This is a genomic window from Acidiphilium sp. 20-67-58, from assembly GCF_002255515.1.
In the GTDB taxonomy this organism is placed as follows: domain Bacteria; phylum Pseudomonadota; class Alphaproteobacteria; order Acetobacterales; family Acetobacteraceae; genus Acidiphilium.
The window spans coordinates 80,592-99,782 of record NZ_NCAS01000011.1; the positions used below are offsets into that span (position 1 = coordinate 80,592).

General features: G+C 69.7%; 21 protein-coding genes, 1 tRNA gene and 1 other RNA gene. 18 read left to right on the forward strand and 5 right to left on the reverse strand.

Annotation, left to right across the window (positions count from 1 at the left end):
• Entirely contained in the window at positions 1-141 is a 141-nt protein-coding gene (locus B7Z76_RS05955; protein ID WP_174503556.1) for a hypothetical protein, read from the forward strand.
• Positions 142-244: 103 nt separating this feature from the next.
• Here the strand turns inward: B7Z76_RS05955 and B7Z76_RS05960 are convergent, their stop codons facing one another.
• Positions 245-1,174 carry a carotenoid 1,2-hydratase gene (locus B7Z76_RS05960; RefSeq protein ID WP_174503557.1) on the reverse strand — a complete coding sequence of 310 codons (930 nt, stop codon included), beginning with the start codon at positions 1,172-1,174 and terminating at the stop codon, positions 245-247.
• Positions 1,171-2,787, reverse strand: coding sequence for an NAD(P)/FAD-dependent oxidoreductase (locus tag B7Z76_RS05965; protein ID WP_291342760.1), 1,617 nt, complete (start codon positions 2,785-2,787; stop codon positions 1,171-1,173). Before B7Z76_RS05965 ends, B7Z76_RS05960 begins: the two co-directional genes overlap by 4 nt.
• Positions 2,788-2,847: 60 nt before the next feature.
• Here B7Z76_RS05965 and B7Z76_RS05970 point away from each other — a divergent pair, with 60 nt between their 5' ends.
• The 11 genes from B7Z76_RS05970 to pufC all read left to right on the forward strand — a co-directional run bounded on the left by B7Z76_RS05970 (position 2,848) and on the right by pufC (position 13,473).
• Positions 2,848-3,717 (forward strand): polyprenyl synthetase family protein, encoded by an 870-nt coding sequence (locus B7Z76_RS05970; protein WP_174503559.1) that lies wholly within the window; start codon positions 2,848-2,850, stop codon positions 3,715-3,717.
• A 22-nt stretch (positions 3,718-3,739) separates the two neighbouring features.
• Positions 3,740-4,855, forward strand: coding sequence for a methyltransferase (locus tag B7Z76_RS05975; RefSeq protein ID WP_291342763.1), 1,116 nt, complete (start codon positions 3,740-3,742; stop codon positions 4,853-4,855).
• Positions 4,856-4,972: 117 nt separating this feature from the next.
• On the forward strand, positions 4,973-5,911 hold the full coding sequence (gene bchC / locus B7Z76_RS05980) for a chlorophyll synthesis pathway protein BchC (protein WP_291342764.1): 939 nt from the start codon (positions 4,973-4,975) through the stop codon (positions 5,909-5,911).
• Positions 5,908-6,876, forward strand: coding sequence for a chlorophyllide a reductase iron protein subunit X (locus B7Z76_RS05985; protein WP_174503562.1), 969 nt, complete (start codon positions 5,908-5,910; stop codon positions 6,874-6,876). Before bchC ends, B7Z76_RS05985 begins: the two co-directional genes overlap by 4 nt.
• A gap of 2 nt (positions 6,877-6,878) precedes the next feature.
• Complete coding sequence (bchY, locus tag B7Z76_RS05990; protein ID WP_174503563.1) at positions 6,879-8,291, forward strand: chlorophyllide a reductase subunit Y; 1,413 nt, start codon at positions 6,879-6,881, stop codon at positions 8,289-8,291.
• Entirely contained in the window at positions 8,291-9,727 is a 1,437-nt protein-coding gene (bchZ, locus tag B7Z76_RS05995; protein WP_174503564.1) for a chlorophyllide a reductase subunit Z, read from the forward strand. The genes bchY and bchZ overlap by 1 nt, the downstream gene beginning before the upstream one ends.
• A 181-nt stretch (positions 9,728-9,908) precedes the next feature.
• Positions 9,909-10,145 carry a light-harvesting antenna LH1, beta subunit gene (gene pufB / locus B7Z76_RS06000; protein ID WP_371808626.1) on the forward strand — a complete coding sequence of 79 codons (237 nt, stop codon included), beginning with the start codon at positions 9,909-9,911 and terminating at the stop codon, positions 10,143-10,145.
• A 13-nt stretch (positions 10,146-10,158) separates the two neighbouring features.
• Positions 10,159-10,341 (forward strand): light-harvesting antenna LH1, alpha subunit, encoded by a 183-nt coding sequence (pufA, locus tag B7Z76_RS06005; protein WP_174503565.1) that lies wholly within the window; start codon positions 10,159-10,161, stop codon positions 10,339-10,341.
• Positions 10,342-10,440: 99 nt separating this feature from the next.
• On the forward strand, positions 10,441-11,277 hold the full coding sequence (gene pufL, locus B7Z76_RS06010) for a photosynthetic reaction center subunit L (protein ID WP_174503566.1): 837 nt from the start codon (positions 10,441-10,443) through the stop codon (positions 11,275-11,277).
• A gap of 55 nt (positions 11,278-11,332) precedes the next feature.
• Positions 11,333-12,322, forward strand: coding sequence for a photosynthetic reaction center subunit M (pufM, locus tag B7Z76_RS06015; RefSeq protein WP_174503567.1), 990 nt, complete (start codon positions 11,333-11,335; stop codon positions 12,320-12,322).
• On the forward strand, positions 12,319-13,473 hold the full coding sequence (gene pufC / locus B7Z76_RS06020) for a photosynthetic reaction center cytochrome PufC (protein WP_291342767.1): 1,155 nt from the start codon (positions 12,319-12,321) through the stop codon (positions 13,471-13,473). The genes pufM and pufC overlap by 4 nt, the downstream gene beginning before the upstream one ends.
• 165 nt (positions 13,474-13,638) lie before the next feature.
• On the opposite strand, the gene B7Z76_RS06025 is transcribed toward pufC, so the two are convergent.
• A tRNA-Ile gene (locus B7Z76_RS06025) sits at positions 13,639-13,714 on the reverse strand.
• An 89-nt stretch (positions 13,715-13,803) separates the two neighbouring features.
• Here B7Z76_RS06025 and ppa point away from each other — a divergent pair.
• Complete coding sequence (gene ppa, locus B7Z76_RS06030) at positions 13,804-14,328, forward strand: inorganic diphosphatase (RefSeq protein ID WP_174503569.1); 525 nt, start codon at positions 13,804-13,806, stop codon at positions 14,326-14,328.
• 75 nt (positions 14,329-14,403) lie between these two features.
• On the opposite strand, the gene B7Z76_RS06035 is transcribed toward ppa, so the two are convergent.
• Together B7Z76_RS06035 and B7Z76_RS06040 are read right to left on the reverse strand one after the other, a co-directional pair.
• Positions 14,404-15,264: an SDR family NAD(P)-dependent oxidoreductase gene (locus B7Z76_RS06035; RefSeq protein WP_174503570.1), complete on the reverse strand. Its 861-nt coding sequence runs from the start codon at positions 15,262-15,264 to the stop codon at positions 14,404-14,406.
• Complete coding sequence (locus B7Z76_RS06040; protein WP_174503571.1) at positions 15,261-15,917, reverse strand: DedA family protein; 657 nt, start codon at positions 15,915-15,917, stop codon at positions 15,261-15,263. Before B7Z76_RS06040 ends, B7Z76_RS06035 begins: the two co-directional genes overlap by 4 nt.
• 75 nt (positions 15,918-15,992) lie before the next feature.
• Here B7Z76_RS06040 and B7Z76_RS06045 point away from each other — a divergent pair, with 75 nt between their 5' ends.
• The 5 genes from B7Z76_RS06045 to B7Z76_RS06065 all read left to right on the forward strand — a co-directional run bounded on the left by B7Z76_RS06045 (position 15,993) and on the right by B7Z76_RS06065 (position 19,014).
• Positions 15,993-16,178, forward strand: a complete 186-nt coding sequence (locus B7Z76_RS06045) for a hypothetical protein (protein WP_174503572.1) — start codon at positions 15,993-15,995, stop codon at positions 16,176-16,178.
• 1 nt (position 16,179) lies between these two features.
• Positions 16,180-16,500 carry a cell division protein ZapA gene (zapA, locus tag B7Z76_RS06050; RefSeq protein WP_174503573.1) on the forward strand — a complete coding sequence of 107 codons (321 nt, stop codon included), beginning with the start codon at positions 16,180-16,182 and terminating at the stop codon, positions 16,498-16,500.
• A gap of 9 nt (positions 16,501-16,509) precedes the next feature.
• Positions 16,510-16,669: non-coding RNA, 6S RNA (gene ssrS / locus B7Z76_RS06055), on the forward strand.
• A 23-nt stretch (positions 16,670-16,692) separates the two neighbouring features.
• The gene (locus B7Z76_RS06060) at positions 16,693-17,250 is read left to right on the forward strand and encodes a 5-formyltetrahydrofolate cyclo-ligase (protein ID WP_174503574.1); all 558 of its coding nucleotides are present in this window, start codon (positions 16,693-16,695) and stop codon (positions 17,248-17,250) included.
• A gap of 21 nt (positions 17,251-17,271) precedes the next feature.
• On the forward strand, positions 17,272-19,014 hold the full coding sequence (locus B7Z76_RS06065) for an aminotransferase class I/II-fold pyridoxal phosphate-dependent enzyme (RefSeq protein WP_291342770.1): 1,743 nt from the start codon (positions 17,272-17,274) through the stop codon (positions 19,012-19,014).
• Positions 19,015-19,191: the final 177 nt, after the last annotated feature.

Genomic DNA, 19,191 nt, shown 5'->3' on the forward strand with positions numbered 1-19,191 from the left:
ATGATGGAAGCATGGGCCAGCCACTACGCGACTTTCCTGGAGTTTTCCGGCATCGACGTGCTGGTGCTGGCGGCCGCCATCTGGTCGCTCGTGTCGGTGCGGCGGAGCCTGCGGCGGGACCGCGAGCGCGACGGGTCCTAGAGCACTTTCCGATCCAGTTGGATCGGATGTAGTGCTCTATCATATTATTAAACAGAGCATCTTTATCCGATCAGATGATTCCATCTGATCGGCTGCCTCAATCTCAGATGAACCGGCGCGGCATGCGGAAGGGCAGCATGAACTGCACGGCGGGGTGGACCAGACGGTCGCAATCCAGCGTCTCGTGCACGGCCTCGACTTGTTCGCCGCCGAGCGAGGCGGCGATGCGGGCGCGGGCGTAAAACGGCGTATCCTCGAGATTGCGGATGAGGCGGGCGCCGCCATCGCTGCGGGTTTCGCGCGCGAGGCGCCAGCGCGTCGCCGGCAGGGCGGCGATGGGCGGCGGCGTGAAGGCGGTGGCACCGCCGGCGGCGTCGAAGCCCAGCGCGAGCGCGGTCTGCCCGCCATCGCGCCGCTCCGCGTGATAGAGGATCGCGGCACCCCGCCGCGTTGCCGCGCGCGACCAGTGCCAGCGCCGGAAGGCACGCGCGACCGGTTCGTCGCCCTCGTTGCGGTCGAGATAGGCGTTGCCCTCCCAGGCAAGTTCGGGTGCGGTGAAAGCGACGCGGATGCGCGCGCAGGGGGCGAGCGGCTGCCAGCGGTGCCGGCCCGCCGCATCGAGCTCGTAGGTGGTCGGCTCGACGGCGTGGGGGGTGAGGCGGATCGTGCCGCGCACCCGGCGCGGCAGCGGGTTCGACCATTCGGCGATCTCGGCGGCAAGCCCGCCTTCATCGACGGTGAGCCGGCTCGGGCCGATGGCGAGGCTGTCGGCCTCGGCCCGCAGGCTGTGGCGGCGGCGCTCGGTCATGGTCCAGCGATTGCCGCGCGGGCCGTAGAGGGCGAGGTTGATGGCGACGAAATCCTCCGGTGCCGCGCTGTCGGGGGCGAATCGGCGGGCGGCGGCGTAATAGGGTGAGAACACCGAGCCGATGAAGGCAATCAGCGTGAGCGCGTGGCGCCCGTCATCGCTCAGCGCGTCGACATACCACCAGGCATAGCCGCCGCGCGGGACCGGGCGGTCGAAGCGGATCATTCGGTATCCGCCATGATGGCGGCGGCGGCGAAACTGCCGGAGAGGGCGGCCATCGGCAGGCCCGGGCCGGGATGTGCCGAGCCGCCGGCGAGGTAGAATCCCGGCAGCGCGGTGCGCGCCCGCGGGCGGGCGAAGGGGTCGCGCCAGCCGGCGAGATCGCGGCCATAGAGCGCGCCGCCGGCGCCGGGGAACAGGCGCTCGAAACCGGGCGGGCCGGTGACGGCACTGCCCACGATGTCGAGCGTGAGGCCGGCGGCGGCGAGGCGGGCGCGCACCCGCGCCCAGCAGGCGTCGGTCGCGGCGTCGTCCGGTGCGGCGCGGTCGCCGAGCGGCGGGGCGTTGACCAGCACCAGTAGCCGTTCCGCCGCAGCGCCGGCGTTGCGGTCGGCCGGTCCCGGCCCGCCGCGATCCAGCATGCGATCCGGCATGCGATCAAGCATGCGATCGTGGGGGCGGTGCTGGGTACGGTCTTGCGCGCAGACATAGATGGTCGGGTCCGTCGGCAGCGTGCCGGCGGCGAGGGCGGCGAACTCGGCGGGGTAGTCGCGGCTGAAGAACACGTTGTGATGGCTGAGCGGGAAACCGCGCGCATGGGCGACGACCTGCCAGGTCACCGCCGAGAGCGAGCGCGGGGCGGCGGCGGCGCGGCCGAGGGCGGCGCGGGCGGCGGCGCCGAGGCTGCCGGCCGCGATCGCGCCGATCTCGCCGGCGGCGATGACCGTGCGGCCGGCGATCTCCGAACCGTCCGCGAGGCGGACGCCGCGGACGCGGGCGCCATCGGTCAGCACCTCGGCCACCGGCGCGCCGAGGTGGAAGCGCGCGCCGTGGCGGCCGGCGGCGCGCATCAGGGCGGAGGCCAGCATCGTCATGCCGCCCTCGATCGTCCACACGCCGCGCTGTTCGGCATGGGCAATCAGCATCAGCGTCGCCGGCGCGGCGAAGGGCGAGGCGCCGGAATAGGTCGCGTAGCGGGCGAAGAGCTGGCGCAGCCTCGGATCGGTGAAGCGGCGGCCGAGAACCGACCACAGGCTGGCGAAGGGCGAGGCGCGGCTGAGGGCCAGCAGGCCGGCGACGCCGGTGCGGCGGCCAAGGTCGAGAAGACCGGGAGAGGGGTTGCGCATGAAGGCGGCATCCAGCGCGTCGTACAGCGCGCGGCTGCGGCGGCAGAAAGTGGCGAACTCGCCGGCTGCGTGCGGGCCGAAGGCGGCGAGGATGGCGGCCTCGCTCGCCTCGGCGGTCTGCCGCAGGTCCAGCCGGGTGCCGTCCTGCCAGTGATGCCGGGCGATGACATCGAGCGGCGCGAGGCGCAGCTCGGCCGCGAGGCTGGTGCCGGCGGCGCGCAGCAGGTCGTCGAACACGTGACGCATCGTCACCACCGTCGGCCCGGCATCGATGGCGCGGCCGGCGACGGCGACCGCGCGCAGCTTGCCGCCGGGTGCGGCCGCGCGGTCGAACACCGCGACGCGCCGGCCGGCGGCGGCAAGCCGGATGGAAGCGGCGAGGCCGCCCATGCCAGCGCCGATGATCAGGACCGTCGATGTGTCTCGTGCTGAAATCGCGGCGTCCTCCGTTGCGGTCGAGTATCCGAAATTACTTGACTGAGTGTCAACCAAATCGCACAGTTAAAAACGACAATAAAAAGTGACACACGGCTTAACCATCGGAGGTCCGTCATGGATGCCATGTCGCTCATCGAATCCACTCTCACCACGGCCATGCTGCGGGCCGAAACCGGCGGCGGGCCGCCGAAGCTGGCGGCGGCGATGCGGCACGCGGTGTTTCCGCGCGGCGCGCGGGTGCGGCCGCGACTGTGCCTGGCGGTCGCCTCGGCCTGCGGGGCGGAGCGGTTCGACGCGGCGGTGGCGGCGGGGGCGGCGCTGGAATTTCTGCATTGCGCCTCGCTGGTGCATGACGACCTGCCGTGTTTCGACGATGCGGCGACGCGGCGCGGCCGTCCCTCGGTGCATGCCGCGTTCGGCGCGCCGCTCGCGGTGCTTGCGGGCGACGCGCTGATCGTGCTGGCGTTCCAGACCCTCGCACTCGGCTGCGCGGTGCAGCCGGGCCCGGTGATCGCGCTGAGCGGGATCGTCGCCGAGGCGGTGGGCATGCCGGGCGGGATCGTCGCCGGCCAGGCCTGGGAGAGCGAGGACGAGGTGGATCTCGCGCGTTATCAGCGGGCCAAGACCTCGGCGCTGTTCGCGGCGGCGGCGATGGCCGGGGCGGCGAGCGCGGGCAAGGATCCGCTGCCGTGGCGGGCGCTGGGGGACAATCTCGGCGATGCCTATCAGATCGCCGACGATCTCTGCGATGCCGCCGGGGATGCGGCTTCGTGCGGCAAGCCGGTCGGGCGCGACGACGCGCTGCAGCGGCCGAGCGCCGTGCGGCGCTTTGGCATCGAGGGTGCGCTCGACCTGCTGGACGAGGTGGCCGAACGCGCGGCTTCGTCGATTCCCGATTGTCCGGGCGTCGCGTCGCTGCGCGCGCTGATCGTGCAGGAGGCGAAGCGGCTGGTGCCCAAGGGGCTGGCCCGCGTGGCGGCCTGAGGCACGCACGGTGACGGCGAGCGTGTCGGGCTTCGTGGATCCGCCGGTGCCGGCCTGGCTGCGGCGCTGGCGGGATTTGCGCAACCGGCTGCTTGCGAACGGCACCTTCCAGGATCTTGCGGCGCGCTTCCCGCCGACCCGGTTCGTGGCGCGGCGGGAGGCGCGGGCACTGTTCGATCTCTGCGCCGGCTTCGTCTATTCGCAGACGCTTGCGGCCTGCGTCGAACTCGACCTGTTCGCCCAGCTGGCGGCGGGGGCGGAGACGGTCGAGCATCTCGCCGCGCGCTGCCGCCTCGCGCCGGCCGCGCTGCTGCGGCTCGCGCGTGCGGGGGCGGCGCTGCGGCTGCTGGAGACCGATGGCGCACGCGTGGCGCTTGGCCCGCTGGGTGCTGCGCTGCTTGCCAATCCGGGCATCGCGGCGATGGTTCGGCATCATGCGCTGCTCTATCGCGACCTCGCCGATCCGGTCGGGCTGCTGCGCGGCGAGACGGACGCGACCCTGGCCGGGTTCTGGCCGTATGAGGGCGGCGACGCGCCGCGGGCGGATGCCTATTCGCAGCTGATGGCGGCGTCGCAGCCGATGATCGCCGCGGGGATCCTCGCCGCCTGGAAATTCCGCCGGCACCGCCGGATTCTCGATGTCGGCGGCGGCGATGGCCGGTTTCTCGAGGCGGTGGCCGCCCGCGCGCCGGCGCTCGCGCTCATGCTGTTCGACCTGCCGGACGTGGCGGCGCTGGCGCGGGCCCGCTTCGCCCGCGCGGGGCTCGCCGGGCGGGCCGCCGCGTGGGGCGGCGACATGCGCGCCGACCGGCTGCCGGAGGGGGCGGACATCGCCACCCTCGTCAGGGTGCTGCACGATCACGACGACGACGATGCGATGGCGATCCTGCGCAATGTCCGCGCCTGCCTGCAACCGGGCGCGACACTGCTGATCGCCGAGCCGCTGGCCGCCGCCGCGGGGGCGGCGCCGGTCGGCGATGCCTATTTCGGGTTCTACCTGCTGGCGATGGGGCGCGGCCGGGCGCGGCGCGCGGCGGAGCTTGCCGCGATGGCCGAGCGCGCCGGCTTCATCGGGGCGCGGCAGATCGCCACGCCGCAGCCGCTGCTGACCGGTTTGATCGCGGCGCGCGCCGGTTGAGCCGGCGCGATAAAAGAAACGTTGACTGTAAGTTTAAATTGACATTTTGTTTTGTACTTGTAAGCTGACATTTACAATACGACCGCACGGCTCGCGGCACTCCAGAGGGGACGTGCCTTGCTCGACAGTCTCGCCATCATCATCGAAAGACCGTTAGACCTGTCGCTCCGGCGGGTGAGGCTCGATCCGCCCGCGGCCACGGATGTGGTGGTCGAGGTCGCGTGGTCGGGCGTGAGCACCGGCACGGAGAAGCTGATCTACACCGGCGAGATGCCGTCCTTTCCGGGCATGGGCTATCCGCTGGTGCCGGGCTACGAGGCGACGGGCACGATCGTCGAGACCGGGCGCGAAGTGCGCGGCCGGATGGGCGAGACGGTGTTTGTTCCGGGCGCCCGCTGCTTCGGCGAGATGCGCGCGCTGTTCGGCGCCGATTCCAGACATCTGGTGGTGCCGGCCGAGCGGGCGGTGCGGGTTCCCGCCGCCCTCGGCGCGCATGCGACCCTGCTGGCGCTGGCGGCGACGGCCCGGCATGCGATCAGGATTGCCGGCGGCGCGCCGGAGCTGATCGTCGGGCATGGCGTTCTCGGCCGGCTGATCGCCCGCCTCGCGACGCTCGATGGCGGCGCGCCGGTGGTCTGGGAAACCAGGGTGGCGCGGTTCGCCGGGGCGCAGGGCTACGAGGTGCGCGCTGCGGCGGACGACCCGCGGCGGGATTATCGCACGATCATCGACGCCTCGGGCGATTCCGCAATTCTCGACCGGCTGATCGGGCGCCTGGCACCGGGGGGGATGATCACCCTCGCCGGGTTTTACGCCGCGCCGCTCGGCTTTGCCTTTCCCCCGGCCTTCATGCGCGAGGCGCGGATTGCCATCGCCGCCCAGTGGCAGCCGGAGGATCTCGCCGATGTCGCAGCACTGGTCGCGGCGGGGCGGCTCGATCTGTCCGGCCTGGTGACGCACCGGGTGCCGGCGGCGGACGCGGCGCAAGCCTATTCCGCCGCCTTCAACGACGATTCCTGCCTCAAACTGCTCATCGACTGGAGAGACATGACATGAACGCAAGCGCCGGCCGCACGGCTCCGGATACCGAGATTGGCGCGAGCGCGAATCCGGCGAAGAAGACCCAGATCATCGCGATCTATGGCAAGGGGGGGATCGGCAAGAGCTTCACCCTCGCCAACCTGTCGTATTCGATGGCGCAGCTCGGCAAGCGGGTGCTGCTGATCGGGTGCGACCCGAAAAGCGACACGACCTCGCTGCTGTTCGGCGGCAAGTCGTGCCCGACGATCATCGAGACCTCGGCGCGGCGCAAGGCCGCCGGCGAGGCGGTGGAGATCGGCGATGTCTGCTTCAAGCGCGACGGGGTGTTCGCCATGGAGCTGGGCGGCCCGGAAGTCGGGCGCGGCTGCGGCGGACGCGGGATCATCCACGGGTTCGAACTGCTCGACAAGCTCGGCTTTCACCAGTGGGATTTCGATTACGTGCTGCTCGACTTCCTGGGCGACGTGGTCTGCGGCGGGTTCGGCCTGCCGATCGCGCGCGATCTGTGCCAGAAGGTGATCGTGGTCGGCTCGAACGACCTGCAATCGCTCTATGTCGCCAACAATGTCTGCTCGGCGGTGGATTATTTCCGCAAGCTCGGCGGCAATGTCGGCGTTGCCGGGCTGGTGATCAACAAGGATGACGGCACCGGCGAGGCGCAGGCCTTCGCCGAGGCGGCGGGGATTCCGGTGCTGGCCGCGATCCCGGCGGATGAGGATATCCGCCGCAAATCGGCGAATTACGAGATTGTCGGGCGGCCCGGCGGGCGCTGGGCGCCGCTGTTCGAGGCGCTGGGCGTGCAGGTGGCCGAGGCGCCGCCGATCCGCCCGACGCCGCTGACCCAGGACGGGCTGCTCGGCCTGTTCAAGGGCGACGTGGTGGGCCGCGGCGTGGTGCTGGATCCGGCGAGCCTCGAGGACATGTGCGGTTCGGACGTGCTGAACCGGCCCTCCCTCGAAGTCGTCTACGAGGGGGCCTGATCATGCCCCCGCCGGAGGGAACGATCGCGCGGCCGCAGGAAGCCGGCTGCCATGGCGGGCGGGAGACGATGCGCGAGGCCGCCCGCGCCGCCGGCAAGTCCGCCGTGCTGGAGCGGCTCGCCGCCGATTACCCGCAGGGGCCGCACGACCAGCCGCAATCGATGTGCCCGGCCTTCGGGTCGTTGCGCGTCGGCCTGCGGATGCGGCGGGTGGCGACGATCCTGTCCGGCTCGGCCTGCTGCGTTTATGGTCTTACCTTCACCTCGCATTTCTACGGGGCGCGCCGCAGCGTCGGCTACGTGCCGTTCGATTCCGAGACGTTGGTCACCGGCCAGCTCTTCGAGGATATCCGAGACGCGGTGCGCCGGACGGCGCAGCCGGACGCGTATGACGCCGTCGTTGTCATCAATCTGTGCGTGCCGACCGCTTCGGGCGTGCCGCTCGACCTGCTGCCGCGGGAGATCGATGGTGTGCGGGTGATCGGCATCGACGTGCCGGGCTTCGGCGTGCCGACCCATGCCGAGGCGAAGGACGTGCTGGCCGGGGCGATGCTGCGCTATGCCCGGCGCGAGGCCGAGGCCGGGGCGGTGGCGCGGCCGCGCACGGGGCTTGCCGAGGAGCGGCGGATCACCCTGCTGGGCGAGCTGTTTCCGGCCGATCCGCCAGGGGTTGCGGCGATGCTGGCGCCGATGGGGCTCGGCGTCGGGCCGGCGGTGCCGGCACGGGAGTGGCGGGATCTGTACGGCGCGCTCGATTGCGTCGCGGCCGCCGCGGTGCATCCGTTCTATACCGCCAGCGCGCGGGAATTCGAGGCCGCGGGCCGCAAGCTGATCGGCTCGGCGCCGGTGGGCGAGGAGGCGACGGCCGACTGGCTCGACGCCGTCGGTCGCATCGCCGGGATCGAGGCGGTGCGGATCGACCGGGCGAAGGCCGCGGCGATCGCGCCGGTGCGCGCAGCACTCGCCGCCAACCCGGTTTCGGCGCGGATGATCGTTTCGGGTTACGAGGGGTCGGAGCTGCTGGTCGCGCGGCTGCTGATCGAGGCGGGGGCGGAAATCCCCTATGTCGGCACCGCGCTGCCGGCGACGCCGTGGAGCGAGGCGGACCGCGCCTGGCTTGCCCAGCAGGGCACGCATGTGCAGTTCCGCGCCTCGCTCGAACAGGATTGCGCGGCGCTGCGCGACGTTCGCCCCGACCTCGCCTTCGGCACCACGCCGCTGGTGCAGGCGGCGAAGGAGGCGGGTGTGCCGGCCGTCTATTTCACCAACATCGTATCATCGCGGCCGATTTTTGGCGCATCCGGTGCTGCGTCGCTCGCTGCGATCGTCACGGCGCAGACGCGCGGGCGCGAGCGGTTCGGCCGGATGATCGGCTTCTTCGCCGGCGATGCGGCGCAGGCGGAGGAGGTTTCCTGATGCTGGTGCAGGATCATGACCGGGCGGGCGGGTATTGGGGCGCTGTATACGCCTTCGCCGCGATCAAGGGGTTGCGCGTCGTCATCGACGGGCCGGTGGGCTGCGAGAACCTGCCGGTGACGGCGGTGCTGCATTACACCGACGCGCTGCCGCCGCACGAGTTGCCGATCGTGGTGACGGGGCTCGACGAGGAGGCGCTCTCGATGAGCGGCACCGAGGGGCCGATGAAGCGCGCCGCCGGGATCGGCGACCAGAAGGTGCCCGCGGTCGTCGTCACCGGCTCGATCGCCGAGATGATCGGCGGCGGGGTGACGCCGGAGGGCTCCAACCTGCGGCGCTTCCTGCCGCGCACGATCGACGAGGACCAGTGGCAGTCCGCCGACCGGGCGATGGTGTGGCTGTGGAACGAGTTTGGCAACGCGAAGGCGAAGCGCCCGGAGCGCAAGGCGGGCAAGCCGCGCGTCAACATCATCGGGCCGATCTATGGCACGTTCAACATGCCATCCGATCTCGCCGAGATCCGCCGGCTGGTCGAGGGGATCGGCTGCGAGGTCAACCTGACCTTTCCGCTCGGCGCGGACCTCAAGGACACGCCGCGGCTGGCCGACGCGGATGTCAATGTCTGCCTTTATCGCGAATTCGGCCGCAAGCTCTGCGAGGCGCTGGACAAGCCCTACCTGATGGCGCCGATGGGGATTTTCGCGACCACGAATTTCCTGCGCAAGCTCGGCGAGCTGGCCGGTGTCGATCCCGAGCCGTTCATCGCCCGCGAGAAGGAGACCACGATCAAGCCGATCTGGGATCTGTGGCGGAGCGTGACGCAGGATTTCTTCGCGACCTCGTCGTTCGGGGTGGTGGCGACCGAGACCTATGCCCGCGGCCTGCGCCGCCTGCTCGAGGATGATCTCGGCATTGCGTGCAGCTTCGCGATTTCCCGTCGCCCCGGGGTGAAGCCGGACAACGACGCGGTGCGCGCGGCGATGGCGGCGAACCCGCCGCTGGTGCTGTTCGGTTCGTATAACGAGCGGATGTATGCGGCGGAGCGCGGCGGACGGTCGGTCTATATTCCGGCATCGTTTCCGGGCGCGATCATCCGCCGCGCGACCGGCACGCCGTTCATGGGGTATGCGGGTGCGACCTATGTCGTGCAGGAATACTGCAACGCGCTGTTCGACGCGCTGTTCAACATCCTGCCGCTCGGCACCGATCTCGACCGGATCGAGCCGACGCCGGCGCGCGCCGATGCGGGCGAGGCCTGGGCCCCGGATGCGGCCGCAGCACTCGACCGGCATCTCGCCCATGAGCCGTTCCTGATCCGGATTTCCGCGGCCAAGCGGCTGCGCGACAGCGCCGAGCGGTGCGCGCGCGAGGCGGGTGCCGAGCGCGTCGAGGCGGCGCATGTCGCCGTGGCGCTGCGCGAGACGGTGCCGGCATGACCGCTTCACCTGACAGATCAGCACCCGGGCCGAGCCTGGCGCTGCCCCTCCTGCTTGCCCCAGCGGCGAGGCTCCCCCATCGGCCGCCCGCCGCAAGGCGCCGGCTGTCCCCCCGCGCGGGGTTCGCGCGGAACTGGCAGGCACGGGCAACCGCGCCGGCCACAACGAGGATAACAGTCTGATGTCCATGACCACACATGATCGGGAAGGGTCGTTATCCGGCCTGACCGAACGGGAGGCGAAGGAGTTCCACTCGATCTTCATCGCCAGTTTCATCGGCTTCACCGTCATCGCGATCATTGCCCACTTCCTGGTGTGGCAGTGGCGCCCGTGGATCCCGGGGCCGCACGGCTATGTCACGGGGTTCCTGGATAACGCGCATATCGGGGTGAAGATGCTCACCTCGCGTATCGGATAAGGGAGGACAGACCATGTGGCGCATGTGGCTTCTTTTCGATCCGCGCAGGGTGCTGACCGCGCTCGGCGTGTTCCTGTTCGCGCTGGCGATCCTGATCCACTTCATCCTGCTGAGCACGCCGCGTTTCGACTGGCTCGGCGGCGCACCGGCGATGTCGGCGGTGCAGCAGCAGTCGGCCATGCCGGCAAACAAGTAACGGGGCCTGCCAAACCCCTCCAGATGACCCCGGCGCCGGTCGGCTCGTGCCGACCACGCCGGGGGGAGGGGCCCCAACCGAACGGTGAGGAACTGCCCGATGGCACTGCTCAGTTTTGAAAGAAAATACCGCGTCCGCGGCGGGACCCTGATCGGCGGGGACCTGTTCGATTTCTGGGTCGGGCCGTTCTATGTCGGCTTCTTCGGTGTGACCGCCGCCTTCTTCATCATGCTCGGCACGGCGCTGATCATCTGGGGTGCGGCGCTCGGGCCGACCTGGAATATCTGGCAGATCAACATCGCGCCGCCCGACCTTTCCTATGGGCTCGGCCTCGCGCCGCTGGCCAAGGGCGGGCTCTGGCAGATCATCACGGTCTGCGCGATCGGCGCCTTCGGCTCCTGGGCGCTGCGCGAGGTGGAGATCAGCCGCAAGCTCGGGATCGGGCTGCACGTGCCGGCGGCGTTCAGCGTCGCGATTTTCGCCTATGTCACGCTCGAGGTCATCCGCCCGCTGCTGATGGGCGCCTGGGGCAACGGCTTTCCCTACGGCATCATGAGCCATCTCGACTGGGTGTCGAACACCGGATACGCCTATCTCAATTTCGAATACAACCCGATGCACATGGTCGCCGTGACGCTGTTCTTCACGACGACGCTCGCCCTCGCGCTGCACGGATCGCTGGTTCTGGCCGCGATCAACCCGCCGGCGGGCGAGACGGTGAAGTTCGCCGAGCACGAGGACACGTTCTTCCGCGATTTCATCGGCTACTCGATCGGCACGCTGGGCATTCACCGGCTCGGCCTGTTCCTCGCCCTCGGGGCGGGGTTCGCCAGCGCCACCTGCATCCTGCTCTCCGGCCCGTTCTGGACCCAGGGCTGGCCCTCGTGGTGGGGGTGGTGGCTGCACCTGCCGATCTGGCAGTTCGGCGGTCATTGAGGTGCGCCATGCAAGACCGCACCAGTCATAACCTTCAAGCAGTCCGGGGGCTCGGATGATCGAATATCAGAACATCTTCACGCGGGTGCAGATCCGTGGGCCACTGCATGACGGCGTTCCGGCGCCGGCGGGTGTGTGGGGCCGGCAGGGCAAGCCGTTCTTCAGCTACCTGCTCGGCCAGATCGGCAACGCCCAGGTCGGCCCGATCTATCTCGGCTCGCTCGGCGTCGCTTCCATCGCCTGCGGCCTGATCGCCTTCGAGATCATCGGGCTGAACATGATGGCCTCGGTGAACTGGAACCCGATCCGCTTCGTGCGCGACCTGCCATGGCTCGCGCTCGAACCGCCGCCGCCGGCCTACGGGCTGCGGCTGCCGCCGATGGACCAGGGCGGATGGTGGCTGCTGGCCGGGTTCTTCCTGACCACCTCGCTGCTGCTCTGGTGGATGCGGGTCTATCGCCGCTCGAAGCAGCTCGGCCTCGGCACTCATACCGCGTGGGCCTTCGCCTCGGCCATCTGGCTGTTCCTCGTGCTCGGCTTCATCCGCCCGCTGCTGATGGGCAGCTGGGGCGAGGCGCCGCCCTTCGGCATCTTTCCGCATCTCGACTGGACCGTCGCGTTCTCGTTGCGATACGGCAACCTGTATTACGATCCGTTCCACATGCTCTCGATCGTGTTCCTGTATGGCTCGGTCCTGCTGTTCGCGATGCATGGCGCGACCATTCTCGCCGTCAGCCGGTTCGGCGGCGAGCGCGAGGTGGAGCAGACGGTGGACCGGGGCACCGCATCGGAGCGCGCCGCGCTGTTCTGGCGCTGGACGATGGGGTTCAACGCGACGATGGAGAGCATCCATCGCTGGGCCTGGTGGTTCGCGGTGCTGACCACGCTGACCGGCGGGATCGGCATCCTGCTGACCGGCACCGTTGTCGACAACTGGTTCCTGTGGGCGATCAAGCACCATGTGGCGCCGGCCTATCCGCACATCTACGGGCATGTCGCCGATCCGGCGCAGGGTGCGGCCGCGGGCAAGGGGACAATGCCATGAAAGTCACGATCACCCTGCTCGCCCTGATCGGCGGCATGACGGCGATGGTCCTCGGCGTGCTGACCTTGCAGCCGCCCACGGTCCGCTCGGTGCAGCGCGGCTATCGCGGCACCGGCCAGCAGGTCGAATACAGCCCGGCGGTGATCGCCGCCGCCTTCGCCGCCAACCAGGCCCCCTCCGCCCTGCCGCAGAACAATGCCGGGCCGCCGGCCGGCACGATCTACAAGAACGTTCAGGTGCTCAAGAACGTTCCGGCCGGCGCCTTCGCGCGGATCATGGTCTCGATGGTGCAGTGGGTCGCGCCGAAACAGGGCTGCGGCTACTGCCACGTCGCCGGCAATTTCGCGTCCGACGCCAAGTATCAGAAGCGGGTCGCGCGGCGGATGCTGGAGATGACGATCTTCGTCAATGCTGACTGGCAGACGCATGTGAAGAATGTCGGCGTCACCTGCTATACCTGCCATCGGGGCAACAACGTGCCGAGCCGGGTCTGGTTCGAGGGCGTCGCTCCGCCGCATGCGGGTGGGCTGCTGCAGACCAACAGCGGCGAGGCGCGGCCCTCGGCGGTGGCGGATGGCTCGGCGCTGGCGGCCGATCCGCTCACACCCTTCCTGCTCGGGCACGAGCCGATCCGGGTGACCGGCACGAGCGCGCTGCCCGCCGGCAACCGCCTCTCGATCCAGCAGACCCAGTGGACCTATGCGCTGATGATGCACTACGCGACCGCGCTGGGCGTGAACTGCGATTTCTGCCACCAGACCCGCGCCTTCGCCGACTGGTCGGAAAGCACGCCGCAGCGGGTGACGGCCTATTATGGCCTGCACATGGTCCGCGCGCTCAACAACGACTACCTGCTGCCGCTGACCGGCACCTTCCCCAAGGCCATGCTTGGCCAGGCCGGCGATGTGGCGAAGGTGGACTGCGCGACCTGCCACCAGGGCGTGTTCAAGCCACTCTATGGCGCGCCGGTTGCGAGCCCGTTCCCCTATCTCCGCGGCCCCGCCGCGCTTGCCCAGCCCGATCCGAAGGCGGCGGCGGCGCATGGCGAGGATAACCCGGCGATGATCACCATGGCGTCCGCCCCGGCTGCGGGCAGCGCCAAACCCACAGCGTCCCCCGCCCCGACCGGGGCGGGTGCACCGGGCCAATAGCGCCGCGGCTCCCCGGCGTTCGCCCGTTACTTGGCGTGGGTCGAGAGACCCACGCCATTTTCTTTGCGCCATTCTCCTTGCGCCATTTTATCGGTGCGGGGGCGTTTCGGTTTGGCGGGCCGGTTTGGCGGGCCGGTTCGGCGGGGGTGACGCGGATGGGCCGCGTGGTGCGCCGGGAGGGACTCGAACCCCCAACCAAACCGTTATGAGCGGTCCGCTCTAACCATTGAGCTACCGGCGCCCAGCGCCTGTATGACGTCGGGGCGGGGCAATTGGCAATATCCTTCCGGACGGCTAGAAGGCGCGCGACATCATTCAGGAGGTTTCGCCATGGACGTTACCAAGATCCCGGCCGGCAAGGCGCCGCCGTCCGACATTCATGTGGTGATCGAGATCCCGCAGGGTTCGGCGGTGAAATACGAGGTCGACAAGGAAAGCGGGGCGGTGATGGTGGACCGCTTCCTGTTCACCCCGATGGCCTATCCGGCGGCCTACGGGTTCATCCCCAACACGCTCGCCGACGATGGCGACCCGGCGGACGCGCTGGTGCTGGTGCCGGCGGCGGTGGTGCCGGGCGCGGTGATCCGGGCGCGGCCGATCGGCGTGCTGCGGATGGAGGACGAGGCGGGGCAGGACGAGAAGATCGTCTGCGTGCCGCATGACAAGATCCACCCGCAATTCTCCGGCATCACCGAGATCGACCAGCTGCCCGCGATCACGCGCGACGCGATCGAGCATTTCTTCACCCATTACAAGGACCTGGAGAAGGGCAAGTGGGTGAAGGTGACCGGCTGGGAAGGCCGCGAATCCGCCGAGGCGGCGATCAGCCAGAGCCTCGCCCGCGCCGCGAAGTAGTTTTGTTCCCCTCCCGGCCCAAGGGGGAAGGGAGGTTTTTCGCCCGGTGAGGGGCGGAACGCTTGTTTGTTCCGTTCAGAATTCGGTTTCCGCCGCGAGGATGGCTTCGAGCCCCTCGCGGTAGGAGGGAAAACGCCAGGGACGGCGCAGCGCCGCCCTGGTGCCCTCGCTCCGCACGATGCGGTTTTCCGACCAGAAGGACAGCGCCATCGGCGACATTCCGCGCCGCGCCTCGTCGAAGGGGATCAGCGGCGGCGGGGCGATGCCGAGCAGGGATGCGGCATGGGCGATGACATCGGCGCTCGGGGCCGGCTCGTCATCGGCGAAGTTGAGGATGCGCGCGCCGCCGGCCGCCGTGGCGATGGCTGCGAGCGTGCCGCCGGCGATGTCGTCCACATGGATGCGGCTGAATTTCTGCTCAGGCCGGTCGATCCGGCGGGCGGTGCCGGCGCGCAGGTCGTCGAAGGCGGAGCGGCCGGGGCCGTAGATGCCGGCGAGGCGGATGATGTCGACGGCGCGACGCTCGTTCGCCATCGCCGCCCAGTTCTGCTCCGCCTCGACCCGCCGGAGGGTGCGCGGCGAGCCGGGGGCGGGCGGCGTGGCTTCGTCGACGGCGCCGCCCTGGCGATCGCCATAGACGCCGGTCGTGGAGAAATAGCCGATCCAGCGCAGCGCCGGGGCGGCGGCGATGGCATCGGCGCAGAGGGCGAGCAGCGGGTCGCCCGCTTCGCCGGGCGCGGCGGTGAGCAGGAGATGGGTGGCGTCCGGCAGGGCGGCGGCGGCATCGGCGAAGGGGATGAGCGCCACGCCCGCTTGCGCGGATTTGCCCGCCGGGTCGCGCGCAGTGGCGGTGACGGCGAATCCCGCTTCGCGGGCAGCGGTGGCGACGGCCCGGCCGGTATAGCCGAGGCCTGCGATCAGCAATGTCGGAGTCATCTCTTCTGCGGCAGCTTGTCGGGGAGCGAGGCGCGGTCGGCGGCGGCGCGTTCGAGGCGGTCGCCATGGCGGCGGGCGAGGAAGACCATCGCCACGCCGACGCCGATGATGATGACCGCCGCGGCTGCGCCGAGCGGGCCGGCGAAACGGTTGATCTGCTTGCCGAAAATATAGGCGACGCCGCCATAGACGCTGGCCCAGATCAGGCAGGCGAGGACCTGGAAGCCGATGAAGCGGCGCCAGTCCATCACCGTGACGCCGGCGAGCAGGGCGGCGAGGGCGCGCATCACCGCGAAGAAGCGGCCGAAGACGACGATCTTGCCGCCGTGATTCTCGAACAGCCAATGGCCGGCGCGCAGGCGGCGCTCGGTCAGGCCGATATGGCGGCCATGGCGCAGCAGCATCGGGTAGCCGGCATTGCGGCCGATCCAGTAGCCGGCGGCGCCACCGACGATCGCACCTGCCGCGGCGGCGAGGATGAGGGCCGAAATGTCGATCCGGTGGGTGGTGCCGGCATAGATCGCGGCGGAGACCAGCGCGGTTTCGCCGGGCAGCGGCAGGCCGAGGCTTTCCAGCATGATCAGCGCGGCAACGGCGACGCTGCCATAGGCGGCGATCCAGGGAGCCAATGCGTGGTTGAGGGCGGCGATCATGTTGTGTTGCGGGCCTGTATGGCGGTTCGGGTTAATCGGCTTTCATTGTAACGCAAAATCCGCGATAAGCATCGCATGGTGGAGCAGGAAACCGAAATTCAGGCGATCGAGCGGCTCGAAGCGGCGCTGGCGCGCATTGCCGCCCATGTGGCGAAGCCCGCCGAGGCGGAGCGGCGCGACGACATCAAGGACGCGCTGGATCGCATGATCGGGCAGTTGCGCGCGGCGCTCGACGAGGCCGAACGGGTGGAACAGGGTTGATATGGCGAACGTGAACATCCGCATCAACGGATTTTCCTATTCGGTGAGCTGCGAGGACGGCCAGGAGCGGCATTTGCAGGCGATGGCCGGCGAGATCGACCGCCGGGTGAGCAGCATCAAGGCGATCGGCGAGCAGACCGGCGAGGCGCGGCTGCTGGTATTGGCGGCGCTGCTGCTGGCCGACGAGCTGCACGACTTGCGGGCAACCCATGAGGCGTTGCGGGCGGCGAAGCCCACCGGCGTTTCCCCCGAGCATGTCGCAAGGCTGCGGCGCGTCGCCGCGCGTGCGGAAGAGATTGCAGCGGACCTCGCGGAGTCCTAAGTAGATGGGGCGAGGCTGCCCGGTGCGTCAGGCAAGCACATCCCCGGGGCCAGTAAGTATCTCCCAGGGAGCTGGCTCTGTCGGAACCGTGGTTCCGGTATTTCCGGCGCCCACCTGCTCACGCAGGCTCTGGGAGGATGTCAACGCCAACGGCCAGGGCGGCTTCGCACTCTTGTTCCTCTCCCCGACATCATGACCGAGACCGATCTCATCGCCCGCAAGGCGGCGGCGCGACAGGCTGCCCTCGACCGGCGCGACGGGCTTGACCCCGCGCTCGGCGCGATGCTGGCCTCCGTCGTGCTGGAGCAGTGCCCGCCGCCTGCCGGCGCGGTGGTTTCGGGGTTCTGGCCGATCGGGGCTGAAATCGACATCAGGCCGTTGCTGGCCGAGCTGGAGGCGCGGGGGCACGCGATCGGCCTGCCGGTGACGCCCAAGCGCGGCCTGCCGCTGATCTTCCGGCGCTGGCGGCGTGGCGAGGCGCTGGTGCCGGGGCGGTTCGGCACCTTGCACCCCGAGGGCGAGGAGATCGTGCCCGATTTCGTGCTGGTGCCGCTGCTGGCCTTCGACCGGCGGGGCAACCGGCTTGGCTATGGCGCGGGATATTACGATCGCACGCTCGCCGGCCTGCCCGATGCGTTCCGGCTGGGGTGCGCCTATGCATCGCAGGAGGTGGACGAGGTGCCGGTGGGGCCGCAGGATGCGCGCCTTCATGCGGTGGCGACCGAACGCGGCGTGGTGCGCGCGGGCTGACGCCGCCTTTCAGGGTGGTCAATGGATATCATTCGGATTCCGCGATCGAAGATCGGCGATATCGGGCGGCTGGCCTTTGCCGACCCGGAGGTGGACAATCTGGCGTTCGGCGAGTCCGACCGGCTGCCGCCGGACGCGGCGCGGACGGCGCTGATCCGCGCCGTCGAGGCCGGGGACACGCATTACGTGGACAGCCGGGGGCGGCTGTCGCTCCGCCTCGCGCTGGCGGAATATCTGAGCCGGGTGCATGCGAAACCGGTGGCGGAGACGCGGATCGCGGTGACCGCCTCGGGCATGGCGGCTATCGGCGTCGCGTTCACCGCGATCTTGCGGCAGGGCGACAAGGTGGTGATCCACGAGCCGGAATGGCCGAACCTCGCCGGGGCGGCGCTGGCGCGGCGGGCCGAGGTGATGCGGCTGCCGCTGGATGAGGATGGGATGGGCGGTTTCCGCCTCGATCTCGACCGGCTGGACGCAGCGCTCGACGGCGCGCGGGTGTTTTGCCTCAATTCGCCGAACAATCCGACCGGGTGGATGGCGAGCGATGCGGAGATCGTCGCGATCCTGGAGATCTGCCGGCGGCGGGGCGTGTGGCTGCTGTCCGACGAGGTGTATTCGCGGCTGAGTTTCGACGGGCGGGCGGCGGCGCCCTCGGCGCTGGACCATGCGGGGCCGGAGGATCGGGTGATCGTCGCCAATTCGGTGTCGAAGACCTGGGCGATGACGGGATTCCGCGTCGGCTGGCTGGTGCTGCCGGAGGGCGAGCGGGACGCGGTGGGCGAGCTGATCGAGGCGACCCATTCCGGCGTGGCGCCCTTCGCGCAGGAGGCGGCGCTGGCGGCGCTGGACTGCGAGGACTATGTCGCCGGGTTCCGGGCATTCTGCGCCGAGGGGCGGGCGATCGTCGGCGCCGGGCTCGCCGGGCTCAACCGCGTGCGCTACAGCGCGCCGCCGGCCGGGCTTTATGCCTTCGCCCGGATCGAGGGGGTGTGCGCACAAGGTGGCGGTGGCGCCGGGGATCGCGTTCGGCGCGGCGGGCGAGGGGCATTTGCGGATCTGCTTCGCGCAGAGCCCGGAAAAGCTGGAGCGGGCGATGGCGAAATTGCGCGCTGGGTTGACTTCGTTAACCTGATATTAACTCGTTCACGCTATGTTCGAAATATGGTTCTGGTCATGAGATGGATACGCCTGATCGCGGCAACCTGGGTGCTAGCCGGCGGTGTCGCGGCGGCGCGGGGGGTTTCGCCGCTGCCCGATGCGGCGCTGACGCCGGGGGCGATCAACCCCGCGGTGCGCGAGGCGACGATCGATGCGACGATCTGCCGGCGCGGCTGGACGCGGACGGTGCGACCGCCAGTGTCCTATACCGAGCCGCTGAAGAAGGCGCAGATCCGGCGCTATGGCTATGCCGATTCGCGGCCCTGGAAATACGAGGAGGATCACCTGATCCCGCTCGCGCTCGGCGGGTCGCCGAGCAGCCCGGCGAATCTCTGGCCGCAGCCGCATCTCGGGCGAGGGCAGTGGGGCTCCTTTGCGAAGGACCGGCTGGAGGCCCGGATGGCCCGGCTGGTCTGCGCGCATCGGCTGGGGCTGGATGAAGCGCGGCGGATGATCGCGCGGGACTGGATTTCGGCGTATCGGCGCTTCATCGGCAACCGGCCGAACAATGCGCGGCTGCACGGGCGCGGCGCTGGGTATCACGGCGGATACCGGCCGTATGACCACTGGCATCACTGGCATCACTGGCATCGGCGCGACTGGTGAGGCGCGACTGGTAAGGCGGGGCGGCGCGAGCCGTCACGCTACGGCAGGTCGCCTTTTAGAGCATCATCCGATCAGATGGAATCATCTGATCGGATAAAGATGCTCGACTTATCAATATGCTAGAGCACTACATCCGATCCAATCGGATCGGAACGGCTGAAATTCAGCAATGCGCGG